This is a genomic window from Prevotella sp. E9-3 (genome assembly GCF_022024015.1).
GTDB lineage: Bacteria > Bacteroidota > Bacteroidia > Bacteroidales > Bacteroidaceae > Prevotella.
Map to the genome: position 1 here is coordinate 248,309 of NZ_CP091786.1, position 21,594 is coordinate 269,902.

Below are 21,594 nucleotides of genomic sequence, written 5' to 3' on the forward strand. Positions count from 1 at the left end.
TGCCCAGAATTGACGGGTAGCCTCTAATTCAACACCATTTTTTTAGTGGTTCCATCGCTCATGCGGATAATGTTCAGACCACGACTTGGATTGTTGAGTTTCTTGCCGTTCACTCCGAACCATTCTACCTCTTCGTTGTCATTGCTTTCATTTTTCTCAATGCGTATAAGCTTGAGATTGGTATTCTGCTTGTCGAACTGATAGATGAAATAGTGGTTGTAACCAGCTTCAACGGCATAACTCTTTATGTCGTATGGAGTAGCTGAATATAAATCGATGTCCTTTTTTATGGTGGTGGGATATACCTCATTCAATGCGCTGACCACAATATATGCCAGGTCCTCAACCTCTAAATAGTTTAGTGATACATAAGAACAGTAATAAGGGAATGTGGTCGATGAAATAACATTCCCATCCCAATCTACGATTTGAAATCCTGTGGCCAGCTTGGAATAATAGTTACTGACATACGATGGCTTTCCGGCAATGCCTGTCAGACTTTCACTAAACGTTGAAACACTATGTGAATTGAGAAAAACGTCATTGTTGACCTTGAAGAAAAATAATTTCTCCGCATCGCCTTCATAGAACTGTGTGAAATTGAAGATTGAAAAATCATACTTGTTTACATCGTAGAGGTTGCTGTTTGATGTCCAACTCTTCGTGTAAAATTTCTGGTCTTGTGAATCATATTCGTAACTCCTTGAGGCTGTTGTAGTCCCTGTCTGTAACTTGCTTTGGCCTGCATCGTGCGCTTCAAGTAGGTTCCATTCCTTATCATAAATCTTTGTGGCATGAGTGCCATAACCAATAATCTTGTCCTTGATCACCAAAAAATTGTATTGGTTGTTATCAACAATTTTCTTAAATACCGTGTTGTTTTCTGTCTGTGCCGACAAAGATGTGGAACAAAGAACGGTACTGATGAAGCATAGAGTTTGAAGAAAAAAATGTTTCATAAGATATTCTATTGATATGTGGGGCAAAGATATAGAAAAAAGATGACTTAACAAAGAATTCGTTTTAATAATCACTTTTTTAGCGATTATCTTCAACTACTGGGACGCAGTTGTTGATGACAATAGGGATGGTGGTTGTCTCCATGCCTTTTTCTGTAATTATCAGCTTTACCATGCATGCCTTTGAGTTCAGCGGTTTCGGTTGATCAAAGATGAAGTTGCCGATGCTGTAGTAAATTGCTTTTCCCTTGTATTGCTCAATGGTTTGCAGGGTGTGAGTGTGGTGGCAGACGAGTGCGTCGGCACCAGCATCTATCAGTCGGTGGGCTTCCAGTCGCTGACGGGGAACAGGCTTGAGTGTGTGTTCAGCGCCCCAGTGTAGAGAAACGATGATGACGGCTGTAGGGTCGCTGTTCCTTAGCTGGTGTACGCGTGCGAGCAGCGAGTCCATCGGCTGCTGACTCACGCAGGCTTTCTCCGGAAGGAAAGCCCAGTTTTCCAAAGCCATCTGTAGCGAAGTGATGAGCCATACCTTTCGCGGACTGTTTAGGAGCAGTACTGGCTGAGCCGCTTCCTGCATGTTGCTGCCGGCTCCCACAGGGGTGATGCCGGCTGCAAGGATGTTCTTGTATGTGTCCATCAATCCTTCGCGCCCTTGGTCGATGGAGTGGTTGTTGGCTAAATTCAGGTGTGTGAACCTATGGCGGCGCAGGGCCAGCAGATATTCCGGTTCGCCTCGGAAGATGAAGCGCTTATAGACGGGTGCCTTTATCGTTGTGGCCGGACATTCCAGATTGCCCACTACCACATCGGCAGAACGCAATACAGAGTCAACGCTCTGTGAGAAGAGAGCGTCAACTCCGTTTTTGTCAATCGCACGGCGCACCCCACGATCCAGAAGAATATCGCCGGTGAAAAGAATAGTCCCCCCTTCGGCCCCCGAGGGGGCCACTATAGACTGACTCACTAAAGAAGTCCCCTCGGGGACAGCATGGGGGGCTAGAACCTCTGGGGCCGAAGGAAGGACCATTAAACTAACAACCAGTGCTATAAAAGAACTTATCATTGGGCGTGGGGTTCTTCTTCAGTGGCACCAGAATGTCGTTCATCCATTGGGGAACACCCTTGCGAGGATGACTCTTCAGGTGGTGCTGCCACTCTTCATCGTTGAGGCGCTGCTCGTTGGAAGGACGGGTAAACTCACGGTAGCTCAGTACGGCACCGCGAGTGAGGTAGAGATATCCGCCTATCTCAACCACCACGTAAATCTCGTCGGCCTGTCCTACACCGGCATAAAGGATGCTTTTGTTGGGATTGTTGTCGGCATTGGCTGTATATACATCAGCCACGAGAGCGGTGTTGCGATCGGGGCCCTGCACATCCTCCCAGCCCATCAGATACTGGTCGGGCTCACGAATCAGGTCGAGCGAGATGTTCTCAAACATGGCACCGATACATTTCAGATGGTCGTACTCGCTGTCGCTGAGCACTTTGTTCTCCAGTTCCTTCTTGCTGACATTGAGCAGGAACTCGGCATGCTCACGCAGTCCGTTGGTGGCATTCTTCATCTTCTCGGTCAGCATGTCGTGTCGCTTCAGAAGCATCTCGGTGACGGCGAGCAGGTCGATAGCTTTCTGCCAGAATCCGATATTCGGTTCCACGTAGGCCTTTACCACAGGCTCGGGGGGACCGCCACCGCCACACTCCGCTCCCATGGGCTGTTTGGCATAGAGAATGGCATTGTGTTTCAGTTCGGCCCAAGAAGAGAGGGCGCTGTTCAGCGATTTCTTGTCCCATTCGGGCGTGAGCATGAAATAGGGGGCGTTCTCGGGGGTGTCGTTGATGGTTTTCAGAGCCGACAGCCAACGGGTGGCAATGGTTCCCTCCCAGTTGATGGAGTCCATACGGGCCTTCATCTTCTTCATCATCGGCTCAAAGCCTTTCCATTTCTGCCCTTCAGCCATCAGCAGTTTCTCGGCCGCTGTGACTCCCATGGCGCTCATCACATCGAGACCTTCGGGAACGGCACGCTGAGAGGGCTCACTCATGTAATCGACCATTTCCTGCAACACCTCAGCATCAGGCTGATAGCGCTGGGGCATCAGGCGCACCTTGTTACGTCCTGAACGTAGGAATTTTGGGCGTATGCGGGTCTGTTTTTCTGCGATTTCATCGACGATTCTGCCCAATTCGTTCGGATCGACCTCACATGTTTCCATGATGTCCAACTGGCTTATTTGCATGATGCTGACATCGTCGGGGTGCCCCATGAGGAAGTCCATGGGTTCGGTCAGTTTTTTATAGATAGTCCTGAATTTCGAGTTGTTGATGAGTTCGGAAGCCAAGATGCTGACCTTGAGCATGTCAAAAGGAACATCTGTTCTGAATGGAACGGTTTGCAGCCACATCATGGTGCGGAAATAACGCTTCAGCGCATCGTTGCGAGTGTAATGGCCGCGGGGACGGAACAGACTGTATTCGAACATGGCGTTTGTGTAGCCCAAAAACTCGGAAAAGTCGTTCTCGCTCTTCATTGCACGCTCATATTCAGCCAATGCATCGGTATTGCCTTTGGGGGCCTGTTCGTGCAGAAGCGCATTGGCCACAGCAAAATAGGTGGTGAGCCATGAAGCGGCTTTAGGGGTGTCGTAAACGTCGTTGTTGTTGAGCGACTTGCCGGCAAATGCTTTCTGTCCTTCCTGGCAGAACTCGTCCAGGAGTGACATGAACTTGTGTTCCTCTACTTCGCGCAGCATGCAGTCGATATACAGGTGAAACAACTGCAGGTACAGGTCGGTGGTCACGAAGTTGGGCATATTGGCATAGTCGTTCTTCTCATAGACATGGAACAACTGCTGGTGATCGGCCGGCACAATGGCAAAACCGTTCTCGGCCAGCTTTTGTTGAAGTTCGGCAACAAACTCAGTCAGTTGGCGAGGGTTCAACAGGTTCTGCATGTTCACACGATAACCCTCGGGCACATCGAAGTTGTGTTTCAGCAGTTCCGCCTCGCGCTCTTTCAACTTCTCAATAAAGGCTAACTGCTCTTTGGTGTAGGGAATGGCATCGTCGCGTACAGAACGATAGAATTCATCGCGCCACGGCTCGTCCTTGATAGGTTCCACCTCCTTGATGTAGCGGGGATCGTCCCAGAATACCCACTGAAGGGAGTCGTACCAGGTAGTGGTTTGGAAAATGCCGCGCAGATAGGCATCACGGAAGGGATAGCCCACGCGTGCGGCAAAGCCGTTGCGCAGGATGCGGCAGTCGGCGAGCGATAGTTGCGAGATGTCTTGTGTGATGTCGATGGTGTCGATGAAACTCTCCACGTCGAGGACAGTAGGTTCTACCAGTGCCTCGGGAGGAAGCGCTTGTTTCGTCGGCGAGGCACAGGCTGCAAATAAGGCGGCAGCAAATGCCCAAATCAAGTTTTTTGTTTTTCGCATGGTTTATTGTTTTATGGGTTAGAGTGATTATCTGAGTTTGGATGTACTATAAAGGTTTTTGGGATAGCAGATAAGAGTATCAGCTACTCATTGAACTTTTTCAGGGCCGTTTCCTTGTCTGTGTTTTTAATGAGGAAGCGCTGGAAGGCGAGTCCAAACCCTTCCCATTGATATTCGGCCACCACATAGCGATGGTCGGTAGTGGTCTCCAGACTACGAATGGTTCCTTTTCGGGTCAGTGTTGAGTCGGCGGGAGGCAGATAGCGGAAGTCTTGCAGAATACCCCCTAATTTTGAACCCATCCATAGTGGGCGAGGCTTTCCGTCAACTTGTTTGAAAATAAAGATTCTTCGTCCTTTTTCTCGATGGAACCGTGTGTTTTTGATAACTCCCACCAGTGCGTCAGTTGTTCCGTCGCCATCTACATCGCCCGTGCAGAAACGGTAAACAGGATAAGGCAGTCGGAAGTCGTTTAGGTGGTAGAGGGAGTCGTGGGTTCTGTGGAGGCGGTATGGGGTAGATGGGGTGGATGGGGTTAATGGGTTTGATGGGTTTGATGGGGTGGATGGGTTTGATGGGGTTAATGGGCTGGATGAAGAGGGCTGCTGAAAGAGCAGCAACAGCAACAAAAGTACCAATTGAAGATACCATCTAATCATACCTCTCACCTCTCAATTCTCACCTCTCACCTCTCAATTCTCACCTCTCACCTCAGCATCGCCTTTATCTCCCCCTCAAGGTCCTTCATCTGTGATGAGCGCTTCTGAAGCTGGTTCTGACGGTCGATAAGGAAGAACTCAGGTACCTGCTGAACATTGTAGCTATAAGCACTGCCACCCTCGCCGTCGCGAACACAAATCCAAGGCAGGTTTTGGGCCATCTGGCGCCAGAAATGCTCGTCTTGGTCCAGTGCAACCTGATAGATTTCGAAACCTTCAGCGTGGTATTTGTTGTACAGTTCGCGAAGCATCAGAATGCGCTGGGGAGAATCCTTCAGCGTGAAAGTATGGAAATCGAGCAGTACCACCTTGCCCTTCAGACTGGTCAGTGTGCGTTCAACTCCGTGATTGTCGGGTAGGGCAATCTCAATTACACCCGACTCAACAATCTTCGATTCCTCCAGTTGATTCAACTGTTTGGAAGCGATGATACGGCGGTTTTTCATTCCCTCAATGGTGATGTTGTGCAAGTTCTCTGTGCGCTCGGTTCCCGGATAGAACGAGTCCCAGCAGGTGGCTACAGCAGCAAACACGCGCATGTCGCTCTGGCTGTTCTGTGGGTCGAAGAGAAGCCATTGTCCCAGCGTTTGAAACAAGGCAAAATAAGATGAGGCTTTTTCCGGCTGACGGAAAATATAGTTTTTGGTCACATCATTCTTATAGTTCTCAATCAGAGAATTAAGGGAATCCTGTGCCTGTTTCATAGGAACGTTGTGATTGTTCTGCAGGGCGATCACCTGACGGTGCAGCTCCTGCTGTTTCAGCGTCAGCTGGCGGATGCGCTCGCAGTTTTCCGAACCTTCCACCTCATATCGGGCAGCCATGTTCGGATATTGAGCCTTTACGGTAACCGTCTCGGTAGAATCGATGGAAATATTGATGATTTGGTTTTTGATACGAAGGACATAAAACTCCGGACTGCTTTGTCTTTCACCTTTGAAACAGAATTGCCCGTCACTGCCTACCTGGGTGCTGTCCAGCATTTTCAAACCGGTAAGTGTGGCTTGTTCAAAATAAAGAGTGGAATCCTGGGCGCCCTCAATGGTACCCTCAATAGTGAAAGTTTCCTTCCTGTCACAGGCCGTCAGTAGCATTGCTGCAGCCGCCAAAAAAAGTAATTTCCTAATCATGTGTAAAAGTGCGGTTGATGTGTGCAAAGGTACGCAAAAATCATAAAAAACAAAAATTATTCCAAGTTTATTCTTTTATTTATATATTAATATGTATCTTTGCGTGATTTTATTTTATTTTAGATGTTTTAAACAAAGATGAACGTAATTACAAAAACCATTCAATTGGCTGATGGCAGAACCATCACCATTGAGACCGGGAAAGTGGCAAAGCAGGCCGACGGCAGCGTTATGCTGAAGATGAACAACACCGTACTTCTGGCCACTGTTTGTGCCGCAAAAGATGCAGTTCCCGGAACTGATTTCATGCCTCTGCAGGTGGACTATCGTGAACAGTACAGTGCCGCGGGCCGTTTCCCCGGTGGATTTACCAAGCGCGAAGGTAAAGCCTCTGACAATGAAATCCTGACATCGCGTCTTGTGGACCGCGTACTTCGTCCACTCTTCCCCAGTAACTATCACGCTGAAGTTTTTGTCAATGTCATGTTGCTCTCTGCCGACGGAGTTGACCAGCCCGATGCGCTGGCCGGATTTGCCGCTTCGGCTGCACTGGCATGTTCAGATATCCCCTTCGAATGCCCCATCAGTGAGGTGCGTGTGGCTCGTGTAAACGGCGAATACGTAATCGACCCCACCTTCGAGCAGATGAAGGAGGCCGACATGGACATCATGGTAGGTGCTTCTGCCGAGAATATCATGATGGTGGAAGGCGAGATGAAGGAAGTTTCTGAACAGGATCTTCTCGGTGCTCTGAAAGCCGCTATGGAGGCTATCAAGCCTATGTGCGAACTGCAGAAAGAGCTCTCTAAGGAACTGGGCAAGGACGTGAAGCGTGAGTACAACCACGAGGTGAACGACGAGGCTCTGCGCGAGCGTATGAATAAAGAGCTGTACCAGCCCGCATACGACATCACCAAGCAGGCTCTGCCCAAGCAGGACCGTGCCGATGCCTTCGAGAAGATTCTTGAGGACTTCAAGGAGAAGTTCTTTGCTGAGCGTGCTGAACTGGCCGACGATGCAAAGGGCGAAATCAGCGACGACGAGTACAGCGCTATGATGGACCGCTACTACCACGATGTAGAGCGTGACGCCATGCGCCGTTGTATCCTCGACGAGGGTATCCGCCTCGACGGTCGTAAGACCACCGATATCCGCCCCATCTGGTGTGAGGTTTCTACTCTGCCTATGCCTCACGGAAGTGCTATCTTCACTCGTGGTGAGACACAGTCGTTGAGCACTTGTACCCTCGGTACCAAGCTCGACGAGAAGATGGTTGACGATGTGCTCGACAAGAGCTATCAGCGCTTCCTGCTGCATTATAACTTCCCTCCATTCTGTACTGGTGAGGCTAAGGCTCAGCGCGGCGTAGGCCGTCGTGAGATTGGTCACGGCCATCTGGCATGGCGTGGTCTGAAGGGTCAGATTCCTGAAGACTTCCCTTACACTGTGCGTCTGGTGTCACAGATCCTTGAGTCAAACGGTTCTTCTTCAATGGCTACCGTATGTGCAGGTACCCTCGCTCTGATGGACGCTGGCGTTCCCATGAAGAAGCCTGTTTCAGGTATCGCAATGGGTCTGATTAAGAATCCCGGAGAAGATAAGTATGCAGTTCTTTCAGATATCCTCGGTGATGAGGACCACCTGGGTGATATGGACTTTAAGACCACCGGTACTAAGGACGGTCTGACAGCTACTCAGATGGATATCAAGTGCGATGGTCTGTCATTCGATATTCTGGAGAAAGCTCTGATGCAGGCTAAGGCCGGTCGTGAATATATCCTCGGTTGTCTGACTGATACTATTGCTGAGCCCCGTGCCGACTTCAAACCTCAGGTTCCTCGTATCGTTCAGATCGAGATTCCTAAGGAGTTTATCGGTGCTGTCATTGGCCCTGGCGGTAAGATCATTCAGCAGATGCAGGAAGACACCAAGACCACTATCACCATCGATGAGGTTGACGGCGTAGGTAAGGTTCAGGTGAGCGGTCCCGATAAGGATTCTATCGATGCTGCAATGGCCAAGATCAAGGCTATCGTGGCAATTCCCGAGGTAGGTGAAATCTACGAGGGAACTGTTCGCAGCATTATGCCTTATGGCTGCTTCGTTGAGATTATGCCTGGTAAGGACGGTCTGCTGCACATCAGCGAGATTGACTGGAAGCGACTTGAAACTGTTGAAGAGGCAGGTATCAAGGAAGGCGACAAGATCAAGGTGAAGTTGCTCGAAATTGATCCGAAGACCGGTAAGTACAAACTCTCACACCGTGTGCTGATTGAAAAGCCCGAGGGTTATGTAGAGCGTCCTGCCCGTGAGCGTCGTGAGCGTCCAGAGCGTGGTGAGCGTCCTGCACGTGGTGAACGTCGCGAACGTCCTGACCGTGGTGAGCGTCGTCCTCGTCCAGAGCGTGGCGAGCACCGTCAGCAGGAGAACCGCGAGGAATTCCACGAGCCCAACAACGAGCCAAAGGATTTCAACGATTCACTCGACCACATGGATTTCTAAATCATAGAAATTCGTAGCTTTATATTCAGGCCGAAGACTTCCAAAAAGTCTTCGGCTTTTTTTGCTAGTTCCACTAGTTCCACTAGTCTCACTAGTTCTACTAGTTTTCCTAGTCCCACTAGCTCCATAATTTATATATTATATGTACGCTCGTACATTAAATATTATATTATCTGGTTCAGTCTCTCTTGTTCTCAGTATCTCCCCCAAAACGTTACTTTATCCCTGAAATTGTAGAGTCCGAAATAGCAGTTTAAGTTTTCTCCTTTCACTAAATATCAAAAATGTGTTCCTTTTACACTTTTTATAAGTGGCGAAATGAAAAATATTTTGAAAAATGATATGAGTTATTAAATTTTTGATTATATTTGCAACCGAATTAGTGTCTCTTGTACAAACAATAGGGGATTACTATGATACCTGAAATCTATTTTTTATTCAATTTTATTTTACTAACTTTACTAAACCTTAAGCTTATGAAAGTTTCAAGACTTCTAGTTTTGAGTGCGCTGTGGATGCTCGGTCTCGGAGCCAGTGCACAGGACTTTGAGCCGCGTGTAGCTCCTACATCACCCAATCCGGTGATTGACGAGGAAACTTTGGCTCAGATTGACAAGACTCCTCAGGAGTTTGTTGTCGGTGAGTACTATGTTATTTACAACGTAGGAACTCAGATGTATTTCTCGCAGGGTAACAACTGGGGTACCCGTGCTTCTGTTGATGCAAAGCATCCCTTGGTAGTGCAGTTCACTCTGCCTAGCGGGAAGTCTCTCGAGGACAATGCTTTGTTGCTGAACGACTACTGCTTGTATAACAAAGCATGGAAGAACGCTTTCTTTGATTCAGAAACAGCAATCTTCGTTGACCGTGCCAGTCAGGGCAACTACTTCTGGCAGGTGGTTCCAGCAGGAGACAAGACCTACCGTCTGCAGGCTTCTCCCGCCAACGCCTCTCTGAATCCTACCGCTTATCCCAACAAGTTTGTCGGACGTGATGAGTCTGTAGCTCAGGATCTGGGTAATAACCAGGGTTCACGCAATGTAAACCTCGAGGCTCTTCCTTTGTCTCCGTTCATTGAGGCTAAGGCTGGCAATCATGTTGACTGGCAGTTCTTTGCTGCTCCTGGCTGGAAGGAATATGCAGCCCAGAAGGTGCTCTTCGATAAGTCAGAGGATCTTCGTATTGCCATCGAGAAAGGTATGGATGCAGGTATTGAAGATAACATCCTTACCAACGCTATTGAGGTATATAACAATCTTGAGAGCACCGTTGAAGAGATGGATGCTCAGATTATGGCTATCATGAAGGCTATCAATGGTGAAGTAGGTGATGGCGCAACTGCCAATGATCCTGTTGACGTAACCGCCGATTTGCTCGTTAATGCTGACTATGAGAATGGTAACAACGATGGTTGGAAGGGCGATGCTCCCGCTGTTAACGGCAGCGCTCTGAATGCTGAGTTCTTCAACAAGAACTATACTTACTTCCAGCCTCTGCAGGGTATTCGCAATGGTGTTTACTCTCTGAGCGTTCGTGGCTATTATCGTGTTGGTTCTACACAGAATTCTTATAATGAGTTCCCCCTGCGTTCTAACCTGAATGCAAAACTGATGGCTCAGACTGCTGCCGGTGAGGTTCATTTCCCCATTGCAAACATCTTTGCAGGTGCTGCTGAAGAGGATGTTGCCGGTTCTGGTTCTGCAAACATCAACGATGAAATCTTCGTTCCTAATACAATGGTTGCCGCTGCTTCTTATTTCGATGAAAGTCTTAATGAGAATGCTGCCAACTATGACAATACTCTGTTCTTCGTTGTTACCGATGGCGTTGCAAACGTTGGTATGAGAAAGGACAAGACTATTGATAATGACTGGACTCTGTTTGACAACTGGACCCTGAACTACTATGGTAATGAGGCTGACGCTTATCAGCTGATGTTCACAAGTACTAAGGAGGCTTACCAACTGCCTGAGGATGGCTATGTAGTAACTCGTGCTTATCTGGAAGCTTTCAACAGTGCTGCTCCTGCCGGCAGTGATGCAGCTGCATACGTAGCTGCTCTGAAGAATCTGGAATCTGCTTACGATACCCTGACCACCAACGCTACTTTGTGGGTTGAGCTCGACAAGGTGAAGAGTGATGCCGAGGGGGTTGCTGCTAATGACAAATTGGATCCTGCCTATACTGCTCCTCTTGGTGAGTGGGCTATGAGTGTTATGATGCTGAAAGGCCAGGCTGCCCTGACCAATGCTGAACTGCGCACTTTGATTGCCACTAAGAAGGCTGAGATTGAAGAAGCACGCAAGCATGTTATTGAGCCAAATACCGACGTTACTGATATGCTGGTGAACCCCGACTTTGAGCAGGGTGCCGCTGGTTGGTCTGGAAGCCCTGTAATGGGTTCAGGTGGCGGTAATACATGTGCCGAGGCTTACAACCGTGCAAACTTTGATATCTATCAGGAAGTAAAGAATGCTCGTAAGGGCTTGTATCGTATTGAGGTTCAGGGCTTCTTCCGCTTAGGCCGTCCTAAGTTTGAGGGCGCTTCAACCAATTCTTGGGCTATCTGGGAACAGGGAAAACAGGTTGCTCCTGCATTTGTTTACTTGAACGATGTACAGACAGCTCTGCAGTGTGTCTATAACGAAGGTGTTGCAGAACCTGGGGAAGGCAGCGAGTCTATTTACACTCAGGATAAAATTGACGCTCCTGGTAACGGTATGCAGTATCCTAACACAATGGAACAGGCTGCTCAGGCATTCGCTGCCGATATGTACAAGAGCACAGCCTATGGTCTCGTAATCAATGATAATGATCCTCTCCGCATTGGTGTGAAGGGTAGTCTTGATGCTAGTAGCGCTGGTTTCGATGGTGCAAACTGGGCTATCTGGGATAACTTCCACCTGATCTGGGTTGGTTATGAAGCACAGTATATTTCACCCGTACTTGAAGAGCAGGCAGCTAAGTTTGAGGCACTTCTTGAAAAGCCTATGGGTAAGACAGCCTTTGAGACTCTTTCAGCTCGTTTGGCCGATTGTAAGAATGCTTTGAATTCTGGAGATGGTAAGCAGATGTTTGATGCTCTGGGTGAGCTGCTGAAGGTTGACTCTCTCGTAAATGCTTCTATCAGCAAGTTCGCCACACTGGCAGACGCTTATGCTAAACTGGTTGATGCTATCGGCGCGAACGAAACTACTGCCGGTGAGAATGCTCTTAACGTTGCTAGAGCACTCGCTTCTGAGATTGAGGGATTCCTTCCTGCACACACTAAGGAGGATGCCGATGTTGATGGCTATATTGTAAAGATTGATGAGGCTATTGCCGCTCTGCGTGTAGATGTTAATTCTCTGGATGGCGCCAGCGATGATGATCCTAAGGACGCTACCTCAGCTATCAACAATCCTGACTATGATGATACCAATGACGGTTGGAGTGGTACTGCTGCCGCTCGCAATGGCGACTATGGTAATGCTGAGATCTTCAACAAGAACTATGACTACTATCAGGATCTCATTGGTCTGCCCGCAGGTACCTATGCTCTGAATGTTCAGGCTTTCTATCGTGCTGGTCTGGCTGAAGAGGATTACAAGACACTTGACAATGAGTACGCCAATAAGGCTTATATTTATGCAAGAGCTACTGTAGGTACTGATACTACTTACTATGCTAAGCCTGTGACTCGTCTGGCTTCTGAAGCAAGTGATTGGACAGATGAGATTGTTGAGGGTTACACCTTCTGCGCAACCGACTCTACCAATGCTACAAAGAATGTTGATATTGTTGAGGATAAAGAAGTTGTAACTTGGGAAGGTGTTATGTACAAGTTGGTTGCCAACACTATGGCTACTGCCAGCGATGAGTTCCTCTCTGAGAAGTACATGGACAACGAACTGATTGTGAAACTTCCTGAGAATGGTCGTCTGCGCATTGGTTTGATGAAGAAGGGCCTCGTGAATAACGACTGGACTCTCTTCGACAACTGGACACTGACCTACTTCGGTAACGAGAGCTCTAAGCAGGCTGACGCTGTTGACATCGATATCGTTGCTGTTGAGAATGTTGCTGCTCAGCCTACAGTTCTCAGAACTGAGATGTTCACTCTCGATGGCCGTCGTGCTAACAGCATCCAGAAGGGCATCATGATTGTGAAGACCACCATGAGCAATGGTAACGTTGTAGTGAAGAAAATTCGCAAGTAAACTTGTAACAACAAAATGATCAGACAATTAGTACTGACCAATCTCTGAATAAAGGGACTGGAGGCGGACTGAAAAAGACCGTCTCCGGTTCCTTCGTTTTTTTTCTATAGTTCCTATAGTATTTATAGTTCCTATAGTATTTATAGTTTCTTGCTGGGCAGTGCCTGGCCACTAAACATGAAAACAATCGGTCGCTTGCGGCCGTCCACATATAAGCAAATAATACTAACAAAAATATTAACGAAAATCAAAACTATGAATCGAAAGATGATCTTGATGCAAGGAAGACAGGTGGCCCTGGTTGCCTGTTCGTTGCTGATAGGAACAGCCTGCCTGCAGTCGTGTAAGGACGATGATGTGGCCCTTACAGGACAGCCATCGTGGTTGGGCGAGTCTATCTATGCACAGCTGCAAAAGGAAGGCAACTACACCACGTTGCTGAAGTTGATCGATGACGTTGACGACAACAAGGAAGTGTTGAGCACTACCGGTTCGAAGACTCTCTTCGCTGCCAGCGATGAGGCCTTTAATAACTGGTTTGCTGACAACAATTGGAAAGTGTCCGACTACAGTCAGCTGTCACCTGTGCAGAAAAAAGTGTTGCTGAACAACTCGATGCTCGACAACGCCTATCTGTTGGAACTGATGTCGAATGTGAAAGCTACCGCCGACGAAGGAAAGCCTCAGGCTGGTTTGGCAATGCGTCGTCCCAGTTCAGCCAGTATTTACGACTCTGTTGCTGTGCTGACTCCAGAGGATATGCCTACTTCGGCTTATTGGGACGAGGTGCGCACGAAGAATAAGCCCATCTACATTTTCAAGGACAACACCCCAGCTCCGCTTATTCACTTCCTGCCCGCTTTCATGCAGCGCAATGGTATTACTGCCGAAGACCTGAAGTATTTGACAAATGGTCGTGGAAAGAGCACCAACGAGGCATGGATTAATGGTGCACAGATCATTAATTCGGATCAGCCAGACCGTCAGGGTATCGACTATGATATTACCTGTAAGAACGGTTACATCCATAAGGTGGACCGCGTGATTGAGGCTTCACCTAATATGGCCGAGATTATTCACCTGCATGCAAAAGATGCAAAGAATTCCACAGGTAAGTGGGCCAGGATTATTGACCGTTTCTCAGCTCCCTACGACAAGACCGCTTCGCAGACTATGGACAATAACGAGACCCAGCTGAAGAAGTGGCAGCGCCTGTATAACCGTGCCGACAATGACACCGTATATACTTGGCGTTATCTGAGTTCGCAGTTAGAGACATCGGGTAGCTCCAAGAAGAGAAATGCTACCCCTCCCAACAGCGAGAAAGAGGCTGAGGCACAGCTGCGCTTCGATCCGGGATGGAACAGCTATATCTACACCAATACTGCAGGCCAGGACTTGTACTATGATGCCGGTGCCATGCTGGTACCTACTGACGAGGCATTGGAATATTGGTGGAACAATGAAGGTTCTGACCTGAAAGAGGAGTATAAGGAGATTGACAGTATTCCTTTGAAGACCATTTCGAAACTGGTGAATGTGAACATGCTCTCTAACTTCATCGAGACCGTTCCCACCAAGTTCAGTAATATTCTTGATGATGCCAAGGAAGAACTGGGCGTGAAGAAGGAAAATATCGTAGCCTCTTATATGGGCTGTAACGGCGTTGTATATGTAGTCGATAAGATGTTCACTCCTGCCGAGTTCGCTTCAGTAGCCTATCCCGCTACTGCCCACCCCTCGACCATGAGTATTATCTATTGGGCTATCGAGCAGTTGAACTTCCTGCCATATCTGTTGGCAATGGATCAGACTTACTCGCTGATCCTTCCTTCCAACGACGCCATGTTGCTCTATGCCGACCCCATCTATTATAATACCAAGAGTCCCTCGTGCATTTCTTTCTATTGGGATCCTTCCAAGAGTGAGGACGAGCGTGTGCGTGGCAATCGTCACAACATGACTATTGATGAGAATGGTAACATCGTACCAGGTTCAGTGTCAAAGACCGACCTTGACCAGAGTATCGTCAAGAACCGTCTGAAGGATCTGGTGGACCAGCTGATCGTCTTGGGTGATATCACCGATGGACGTGAGTACTATAAGACCAAGGGCGGAAGCTATGTACGTGTGACCCACGAAGGTGGCAAACTGAAGGTGCAGGGCGCTTTCCAGATAGATCATAATGGTGGCTTCGTTGTGAATCCCAGCGACAGCAAACAGGTCGTGCCCAAGCGCAATGGTAAGTCAGTTCTTATCAGTGACGGTATTCCCCTTACTGGCGAGAACTCAGTATATAACATCCTTTATAACAATTCCGACCAGTGTCAGGAATTCCTTGATTTGATGAATGGCGGTGATGCTTCACACAAGCTGCTCATTCAGTCTGATGGTACTGGTAACGATCGTCGCACACCTGCCGGTGGTAATGCCAACTATAACGTGCGCCTGTTCAATAACTATAACTATACCGTCTATGTACCGCAGAACGACAAGATTCGTCAGCTCATCAATGACGGTTATCTGCCTACATGGGCCGACTACAACTCTATCAGTGCTACTTCTCAAGAATGGAAAGATGCAGCCTCTAAGGGTAGCAGCGGTATGACCGCCAAACAGTTGGCCGACAGCGCTAAGACTATTCTGCAGGATATCATCCTCGACTTTGTACGCTATCACATTCAGGATAATGCCCTGGCTATCGGTTCAGTTCTTAAACCGACCGAACAGGAGTATGAGTCCATGCAGCGTGACGTAGAGACCGACCGTTTCTATGGTTTGCGTACTGTTTCTACTCCCACTTCTCTCACCATCACCGATGCCCGTTACGGTCGCGATGAAAATGGCAAGCTGAAGGGAGAAACCTGTAACGTAGTTACCTCAAACGGTATCTATAATAAACTCTGCCGTGAGTACTGGTTCAAGGGAGTTGCCGCCACAGGTACACTCTACTTCGTGTCGAGTGCTGTGGTTCACCAGATTGATGGTGTACTGTTGGCCAAGCCATTGAAGAAATGGAAGGACATCCTGGAAGAACTGAAACAATTACCTGAAGAATAATTTACTGAAAGTATGAGAAAGCTTAAAGCCATAATCATGACGCTGGCACTGCTTGCTTCGGTAGCTGCTGGTGCACAGACGATAACCACCGTACATGGTACGCTGAGCGACGATATGGGTCCGCTGATGGGTGCCACGGTGTGCGAAATTGATGCTACAGGCCGTATCATTGAGTCGGCTATCACCGACTTCGATGGTAACTTCAATATGAAGATCAAGAACCAGAAAGATAAGATTCGCTTCAGCTATGTGGGTCTGAAGACTATTACGCTGCCCATCAATAAGACCACCTATAATATTAAGATGGAGTCGGCCACCCAGCTGAAGGAAGTGGTGATCAAATCAAAGAAGCGTGCACAGGGCAACGGCCTGCCTATCCCTGAACGTGAAATCTCGTATGCCTCACAGACTATCTCGATGAAAGAGTTTGAAGGTCTGGGCATTACCTCTGTCGATGAAGCCCTGCAGGGCCGTATCGCAGGTTTGGATATTATTGGTAACTCTGGTGACCTGGGTTCCGGTTCAACCATGCGTCTGCGTGGTGTATCGTCACTCTCTTCACTGACCGATGCCAACCCGCTGATTGTTATCGATGGAAACATCCGTGAAGTAAACCTCGACAACTTTGATATGGCATCGGCCAATAATGAGAAGTTTGCCGAACTCTTGAACATCAACCCAGAGGATATCGCTTCTATCACGGTGAAGAAAGATGCTGCTGCTACAGCTATCTACGGTTCTCAGGGTGGTAACGGTGTTATCGAGCTGACCACCAAGCGTGGTGTGCGCGGTAAACCAAAACTCACCTACTCACTGAAACTCACCGGTACCTACCAGCCAAAGGGCTATGACCTGTTGAGCGGTGACGACTACACCATGCTGCTGAAAGAGAGCTACTTCAATCCTCAGCAGAGTAGTGAAGCTGCCAACATCCCTGAGTTGATGTACGATCCTAACTTCTCTGAGTATCAGCAGTACAACAACAATACCGACTGGCGTGATGCCGTTACACAGTGGGGTCTGCGTCAGAACCACTACGTCAGTATCTCGGGTGGTGGTGAGAAAGCCTCTTTCCGTATTGGTGGCGGTTTCGACCATGAGACCGGTACCATGATTGAGCAGAAACTGAACCGTTTCTCCACCCGTGTTGCTTTGGACTATAATGTCAGTGAGCGTATCCGTGTGAGCACCAACTTCTCGCTCACTTATACTAAGAACGATATGAATAGTGACGGTCTGCTCGATCTGGCCCTGCGTAAGATGCCTAACATGAGTATCTACGAACAGGATCCTGTAACCGGTGCCGACACCGACCGTTACTATACTATGCTGCAGTCGGGTAGTGCTGTGTTCAACGAGTCAAAGGCTAATGCCAAAGACAACCAGAAGGGATATGTGAACCCCGTGGCTTCCGCCCATCTGGCCAAGAACCAGCGCCGCACCTACGATATGTCGCCTGAGCTGATTATTAACTATCACCTGCTGGGTACCGACGAGGAACACCTGCAGTTGAACTGGCGTGGTTCTGTCTATATGAACGTGTTCAACCAGTATGACGATTCCTTCTATCCTCAGGAACTGCGCAGCGTGAGCTGGCAGGATGGTGTGAACACCAGCTATTCTGGTTCGTCTAAGAGCGTGTCTATCAACACCAAACAGACCTTGACCCTTATTCCTGCCTTTGCCAATCCCGACCATAAGGCTATGGTGATGGGCCGCTTTGAGCTGACATCAGGTTCCAGCAACGGACAGTCGGCCAGCGGTAGCGGTCTGCCTTCAGGTGGTATTCAGAGTCCCGATGCAGGCGGTATTATCACCGGACTGTCATCATGGTTCAATGAGTGGCGCTCCATGTACTACACCGTTTCTGCTCACTATGCCTATAAGGAACGCTATGTAGCCGATTTCACCGTACGTGCCGACGGTACCACCAAGTTCGGCCCGAACAACCGCTGGGGCTATTTCCCCTCAGTTTCTCTGAAATGGATTATCAGTGACGAGCCTTGGATGGCTTTCACCAAGCCTTTCCTCTCTATGTTTGCCATTCGTCCCAGCTGGGGTCGTGTAGGTAACCAGCCTCGTTCCGACTACCTTTATACTTCTAAATATGTTACTACGAGCAGCTATCTGAATCAGACAGCCATGGCTCCCGATAATATCCGACTCACCGACTTGCGTTGGCAGATCGTGTCATCCTATAACGCTGGTATCGACCTGTCGTTCTTCGAAGGTGAGCGTCTGCGTCTGACTTTGGAGGCCTACCGTTCTACCACCACCGATATGTTGATGGAGAAATACCGCATTCCTTCAAGCACAGGTTTCGCAACATTGCCTTACCGCAACTCTGGTAAGATGCGCAACATGGGTTGGGAGTTCCATATCAGCACCAGCGGACTTATCAAGGCCGGTAAGTTAGGTTTCGATATGAATGCCAACTTCGGTAACAATAAGAACGAAATCCTGGAAATGGATGAGTACATCCTGAATGGACTCAACTCAACCTTCTCTTATAAGAATGGTGAGTGGCTGCGCCGCGTTCAGCTGAACAACCCGTTGGGCGCTATCTATGGTTTCCGCTCACAGGGCGTTTACCAATATACTTATGACTATGTGGGCAATAAGCTGCGTGAGTTCAATACCGAAGCAGAGTATCGCAATTGGGTAGAGAATGTGTTCCTCGCTTCAGGCAAGACTGCTCCTATCGTTGTCAATGCCCAAGGCAAACCCGTCTATGGCTCTGATGGTAAGCCTCTTCGTATGATGTACAACTACACCAACGACGGTACTGGTAAGAACTACGAGTTCAATGGTGGTGATGCCATCTATGAGGACGTGAACAGCGATGGTCAGATCAATGCCCTTGATATTGTTTATCTGGGTTCTTCACTGCCTAAGCTGACCGGTGGTTTCGGTTTCACCTTCACTTATGGCGACTGGCGTCTGAACACCCAGTTCACCTATCGATTCGGCAACAAGATTCTGAACTTGGCCCGTCTGCGTGCTGAAGCAATGACCGGTAACGACAACCAGAGCCAGGCTGTGAACTACCGTTGGCGTAAGAACGGTGACGTGACCACTATTCCACGTGCTATGTATGGTGCCGAGTCACAGTTCAACACCTTGGTGAGCGACCGCTTTGTGGAGGATGGTTCATACCTTCGTATGGGTTACGCCCAGTTGTCGTATGCCATCAAGAAGAAATATCTGAAGTGGATTGGTCTGAACCGCATCAATCTCTATGCCAGTGTGAACAACCCGTTTGTCATCACGAAGTACTCGGGTGTTGACCCCGATATCTCTCAGGGAGGCTACGATCCTGCTATGGACAATGCCCAGACACCACGTTCACGTTCATATACTTTGGGTTTGACGGTTGATTTCTAAAACGTCATAACGTATCAATGAAATAACGTCATAACGAAATAACAACGAGAAATTATGAAGAAGATCATCTATAATATACTTTGTGCCACCTGTTTGACCGGTGCACTGGCTTCTTGCTCAGACTTCCTCGAGATTGAGCCACAGAACGTGATTACTTCCGATCAGTTCTGGAACGAGAAAGCCGATGTTGAGGCTATTATGCTGGGTTGCTACACACGCATGCAGACCGATGACGTAGTGGCCCGAATGATGGCTTGGGGCGAGTTCCGCAGCGATAATATCAGTGTGGGTCTGAATGCCGACAAGGACCTCAGTCTCACCAATCTGCTGAAAGAGAACCTTACCGCCTCTAACGCCTATACCAACTGGGAAGGCTTCTACAGCGTTATCAACCGTTGTAACACCATTCTGAAATATGCACCTGAAGTGGCTCAGAAAGATCCCGGCTATACCGACAGTGAACTGCGTGCCACAATAGCTGAAGCCACTGCACTTCGCGACCTGTGCTATTTCTACCTGATTCGTACCTTCCGCGATGTGCCTATGTCGTTTGAGGCCTTTGTCGATGACGACCAGTTGATGGCAATGCCTGCCGTTCCTTTCAATCAGGCACTCAACACCCTGATTGCCGACTTGGAGAGCGTGCGTACCAATGCTGTGAAGAACTATCCCAGCACCCAGCCCCTGTATCAGACCGGACGTATTACACAGGATGCTATTCATGCCATTCTCTGTGATATGTGCCTGTGGAACAAAGACTATCAGAAGTGTATCGACTATGCCGACCTGGTGATTGCTTCCAAGAAGGAACAGGCCAAGAAAGGTTCGACGGGCAGCTACTCAATGGGTGGCAGTATGACATCTACCGATACCGAGCGAACCAACGGCTATCCTCTCCTTTCAGAGTATTCCGGCAACCGTTTCGGTGCTGCTTATAACAGCCTGTTCATCACCGGCAACAGCTCAGAGGCTATCTTCGAACTGACCTACTCCGGTAAGGAAACAGAAAGCAAGAACACCTTGTCTAATAAGGCAGTGAGTGTGTTCTATGGTAATGGCAAGGTAGCTCGTGGCTATGTATCACCCTCTTCAGTAGTGATGGGCGATAACAGTCTGGTGTTTGAAGATAAGCGCGATGCCCGCTACTATGAGGCTTGTAATGAAACGAACGAGGGAATCACCAAATTCGTGTACCGTTCGTTGTCCATCGATGCTACCAGCACCAGTGAGGATCCAAAGGCTTCCTATGGTGCCATGTGGACTGAGGACCTGTGTAAGAGCAACTGGATTATCTACCGTCTGACCGATGTGATGCTGATGAAGGCCGAGGCCCTCACGCAACTCATGGTACAGGGTACCGACCTGCCCGAACCTAAAACGGCTCCCGGTTGTTATCTCTATCAGTTGAATACTTCAAAAGGTGCTGTAGGCAACGATACTGAAAAGAATAAGGATACGCTGACTGTAAAAGGCGCACTCGATGTGATTAACACTCTTGAGATTGCAAAATCTACTGAGAAATACTATTTCATCAAGGGTACCATTACCGATGATGAAGTTGTTATCGACAGTGAGACAGGCAAGGCTACCTTTACCATTGCCAACGAAGACGGTTCAGCTAAACTCCTTTGTGTAGATGTGAACGGTCTGAAGAATAAGGCCATCGGTAAGACAGCTTCAAGCCGTCCGAAGTCTGGCGATGCCGTGATCATCTTTGGTAAGCTGATGAAGGGTATGAAGCTTGATGTGGCTGCGCTGGCCAAGAACAAGGAGTACATTGAAAAGGCCTTCGACCTTGTCAATGCCGTCAACAAGCGCTCTATCCTGGTGCGTAACCTCGGTGGATCAGATACGCTCAACTTGGACAACTACCAGTCAAAATCCATTCTTTCCGACCTGATTATGAAAGAACGCCAGCGTGAGTTCCTGTTCGAGGGTAAGCGCTATTATGACTTGGTGCGTCAGGCATGGCGTGAGGGCAACAGCGAGCAATTGGCTACAACCGTGGTGAAGAAACTCACCAGTGGTGGCGAGGCCGTTCGCATGCGTCTGTCTAAGATGGATGGTATCTTCTGGCCCTACAACATTGACGAGTTGAAAGTTAATCCATACCTGAAGCAGAATCCTGCCTTCGGTAGTGGTGAGAACAGTAGTTACTCTCAGAACTGATTGTTGAACACTGAAGAATCTGGATG

10 protein-coding genes are annotated in these 21,594 nt (G+C 48.5%); 5 read left to right on the forward strand and 5 right to left on the reverse strand.

The features are described from left to right. Positions 1 to 23: 23 nt before the first annotated feature. The 5 genes from L6475_RS00935 to L6475_RS00955 all read right to left on the reverse strand — a co-directional run bounded on the left by L6475_RS00935 (position 24) and on the right by L6475_RS00955 (position 6,254). On the reverse strand, positions 24 to 959 hold the full coding sequence (locus tag L6475_RS00935) for a hypothetical protein (protein WP_237821610.1): 936 nt from the start codon (positions 957 to 959) through the stop codon (positions 24 to 26). Between the two features lie 79 nt (positions 960 to 1,038). Continuing rightward, complete coding sequence (locus L6475_RS00940; protein WP_237821612.1) at positions 1,039 to 2,025, reverse strand: CapA family protein; 987 nt, start codon at positions 2,023 to 2,025, stop codon at positions 1,039 to 1,041. Next, on the reverse strand, positions 1,994 to 4,405 hold the full coding sequence (locus tag L6475_RS00945) for a DUF3160 domain-containing protein (protein WP_237821614.1): 2,412 nt from the start codon (positions 4,403 to 4,405) through the stop codon (positions 1,994 to 1,996). The genes L6475_RS00940 and L6475_RS00945 overlap by 32 nt, the downstream gene beginning before the upstream one ends. 83 nt (positions 4,406 to 4,488) lie before the next feature. After that, entirely contained in the window at positions 4,489 to 5,064 is a 576-nt protein-coding gene (locus L6475_RS00950) for a hypothetical protein (RefSeq protein WP_237821616.1), read from the reverse strand. Between the two features lie 47 nt (positions 5,065 to 5,111). Continuing rightward, complete coding sequence (locus tag L6475_RS00955; RefSeq protein ID WP_237821618.1) at positions 5,112 to 6,254, reverse strand: TlpA disulfide reductase family protein; 1,143 nt, start codon at positions 6,252 to 6,254, stop codon at positions 5,112 to 5,114. Positions 6,255 to 6,392: 138 nt separating this feature from the next. On the opposite strand from L6475_RS00955, the gene L6475_RS00960 reads away from it, so the two are divergent. The 5 genes from L6475_RS00960 to L6475_RS00980 all read left to right on the forward strand — a co-directional run bounded on the left by L6475_RS00960 (position 6,393) and on the right by L6475_RS00980 (position 21,568). Next, entirely contained in the window at positions 6,393 to 8,756 is a 2,364-nt protein-coding gene (locus tag L6475_RS00960; protein ID WP_237821620.1) for a polyribonucleotide nucleotidyltransferase, read from the forward strand. Between the two features lie 476 nt (positions 8,757 to 9,232). Next, the gene (locus L6475_RS00965; RefSeq protein WP_237821621.1) at positions 9,233 to 12,955 is read left to right on the forward strand and encodes a hypothetical protein; all 3,723 of its coding nucleotides are present in this window, start codon (positions 9,233 to 9,235) and stop codon (positions 12,953 to 12,955) included. Between the two features lie 255 nt (positions 12,956 to 13,210). Then, on the forward strand, positions 13,211 to 16,015 hold the full coding sequence (locus L6475_RS00970) for a fasciclin domain-containing protein (protein ID WP_237821623.1): 2,805 nt from the start codon (positions 13,211 to 13,213) through the stop codon (positions 16,013 to 16,015). A 12-nt stretch (positions 16,016 to 16,027) separates the two neighbouring features. After that, positions 16,028 to 19,399, forward strand: coding sequence for a SusC/RagA family TonB-linked outer membrane protein (locus L6475_RS00975; protein WP_237821625.1), 3,372 nt, complete (start codon positions 16,028 to 16,030; stop codon positions 19,397 to 19,399). Positions 19,400 to 19,453: 54 nt separating this feature from the next. Further along, positions 19,454 to 21,568: a RagB/SusD family nutrient uptake outer membrane protein gene (locus L6475_RS00980; RefSeq protein ID WP_237821627.1), complete on the forward strand. Its 2,115-nt coding sequence runs from the start codon at positions 19,454 to 19,456 to the stop codon at positions 21,566 to 21,568. Positions 21,569 to 21,594: the final 26 nt, after the last annotated feature.

Coding starts and splice junctions, on each gene's coding strand:
- L6475_RS00935 (WP_237821610.1), bottom strand. CDS start 959: ATGAAACATTTTTTTCTTCAAACTCTATGCTTCATCAGTACCGTTCTT.
- L6475_RS00940 (WP_237821612.1), bottom strand. CDS start 2,025: ATGATAAGTTCTTTTATAGCACTGGTTGTTAGTTTAATGGTCCTTCCT.
- L6475_RS00945 (WP_237821614.1), bottom strand. CDS start 4,405: ATGCGAAAAACAAAAAACTTGATTTGGGCATTTGCTGCCGCCTTATTT.
- L6475_RS00950 (WP_237821616.1), bottom strand. CDS start 5,064: ATGATTAGATGGTATCTTCAATTGGTACTTTTGTTGCTGTTGCTGCTC.
- L6475_RS00955 (WP_237821618.1), bottom strand. CDS start 6,254: ATGATTAGGAAATTACTTTTTTTGGCGGCTGCAGCAATGCTACTGACG.
- L6475_RS00960 (WP_237821620.1), top strand. CDS start 6,393: ATGAACGTAATTACAAAAACCATTCAATTGGCTGATGGCAGAACCATC.
- L6475_RS00965 (WP_237821621.1), top strand. CDS start 9,233: ATGAAAGTTTCAAGACTTCTAGTTTTGAGTGCGCTGTGGATGCTCGGT.
- L6475_RS00970 (WP_237821623.1), top strand. CDS start 13,211: ATGAATCGAAAGATGATCTTGATGCAAGGAAGACAGGTGGCCCTGGTT.
- L6475_RS00975 (WP_237821625.1), top strand. CDS start 16,028: ATGAGAAAGCTTAAAGCCATAATCATGACGCTGGCACTGCTTGCTTCG.
- L6475_RS00980 (WP_237821627.1), top strand. CDS start 19,454: ATGAAGAAGATCATCTATAATATACTTTGTGCCACCTGTTTGACCGGT.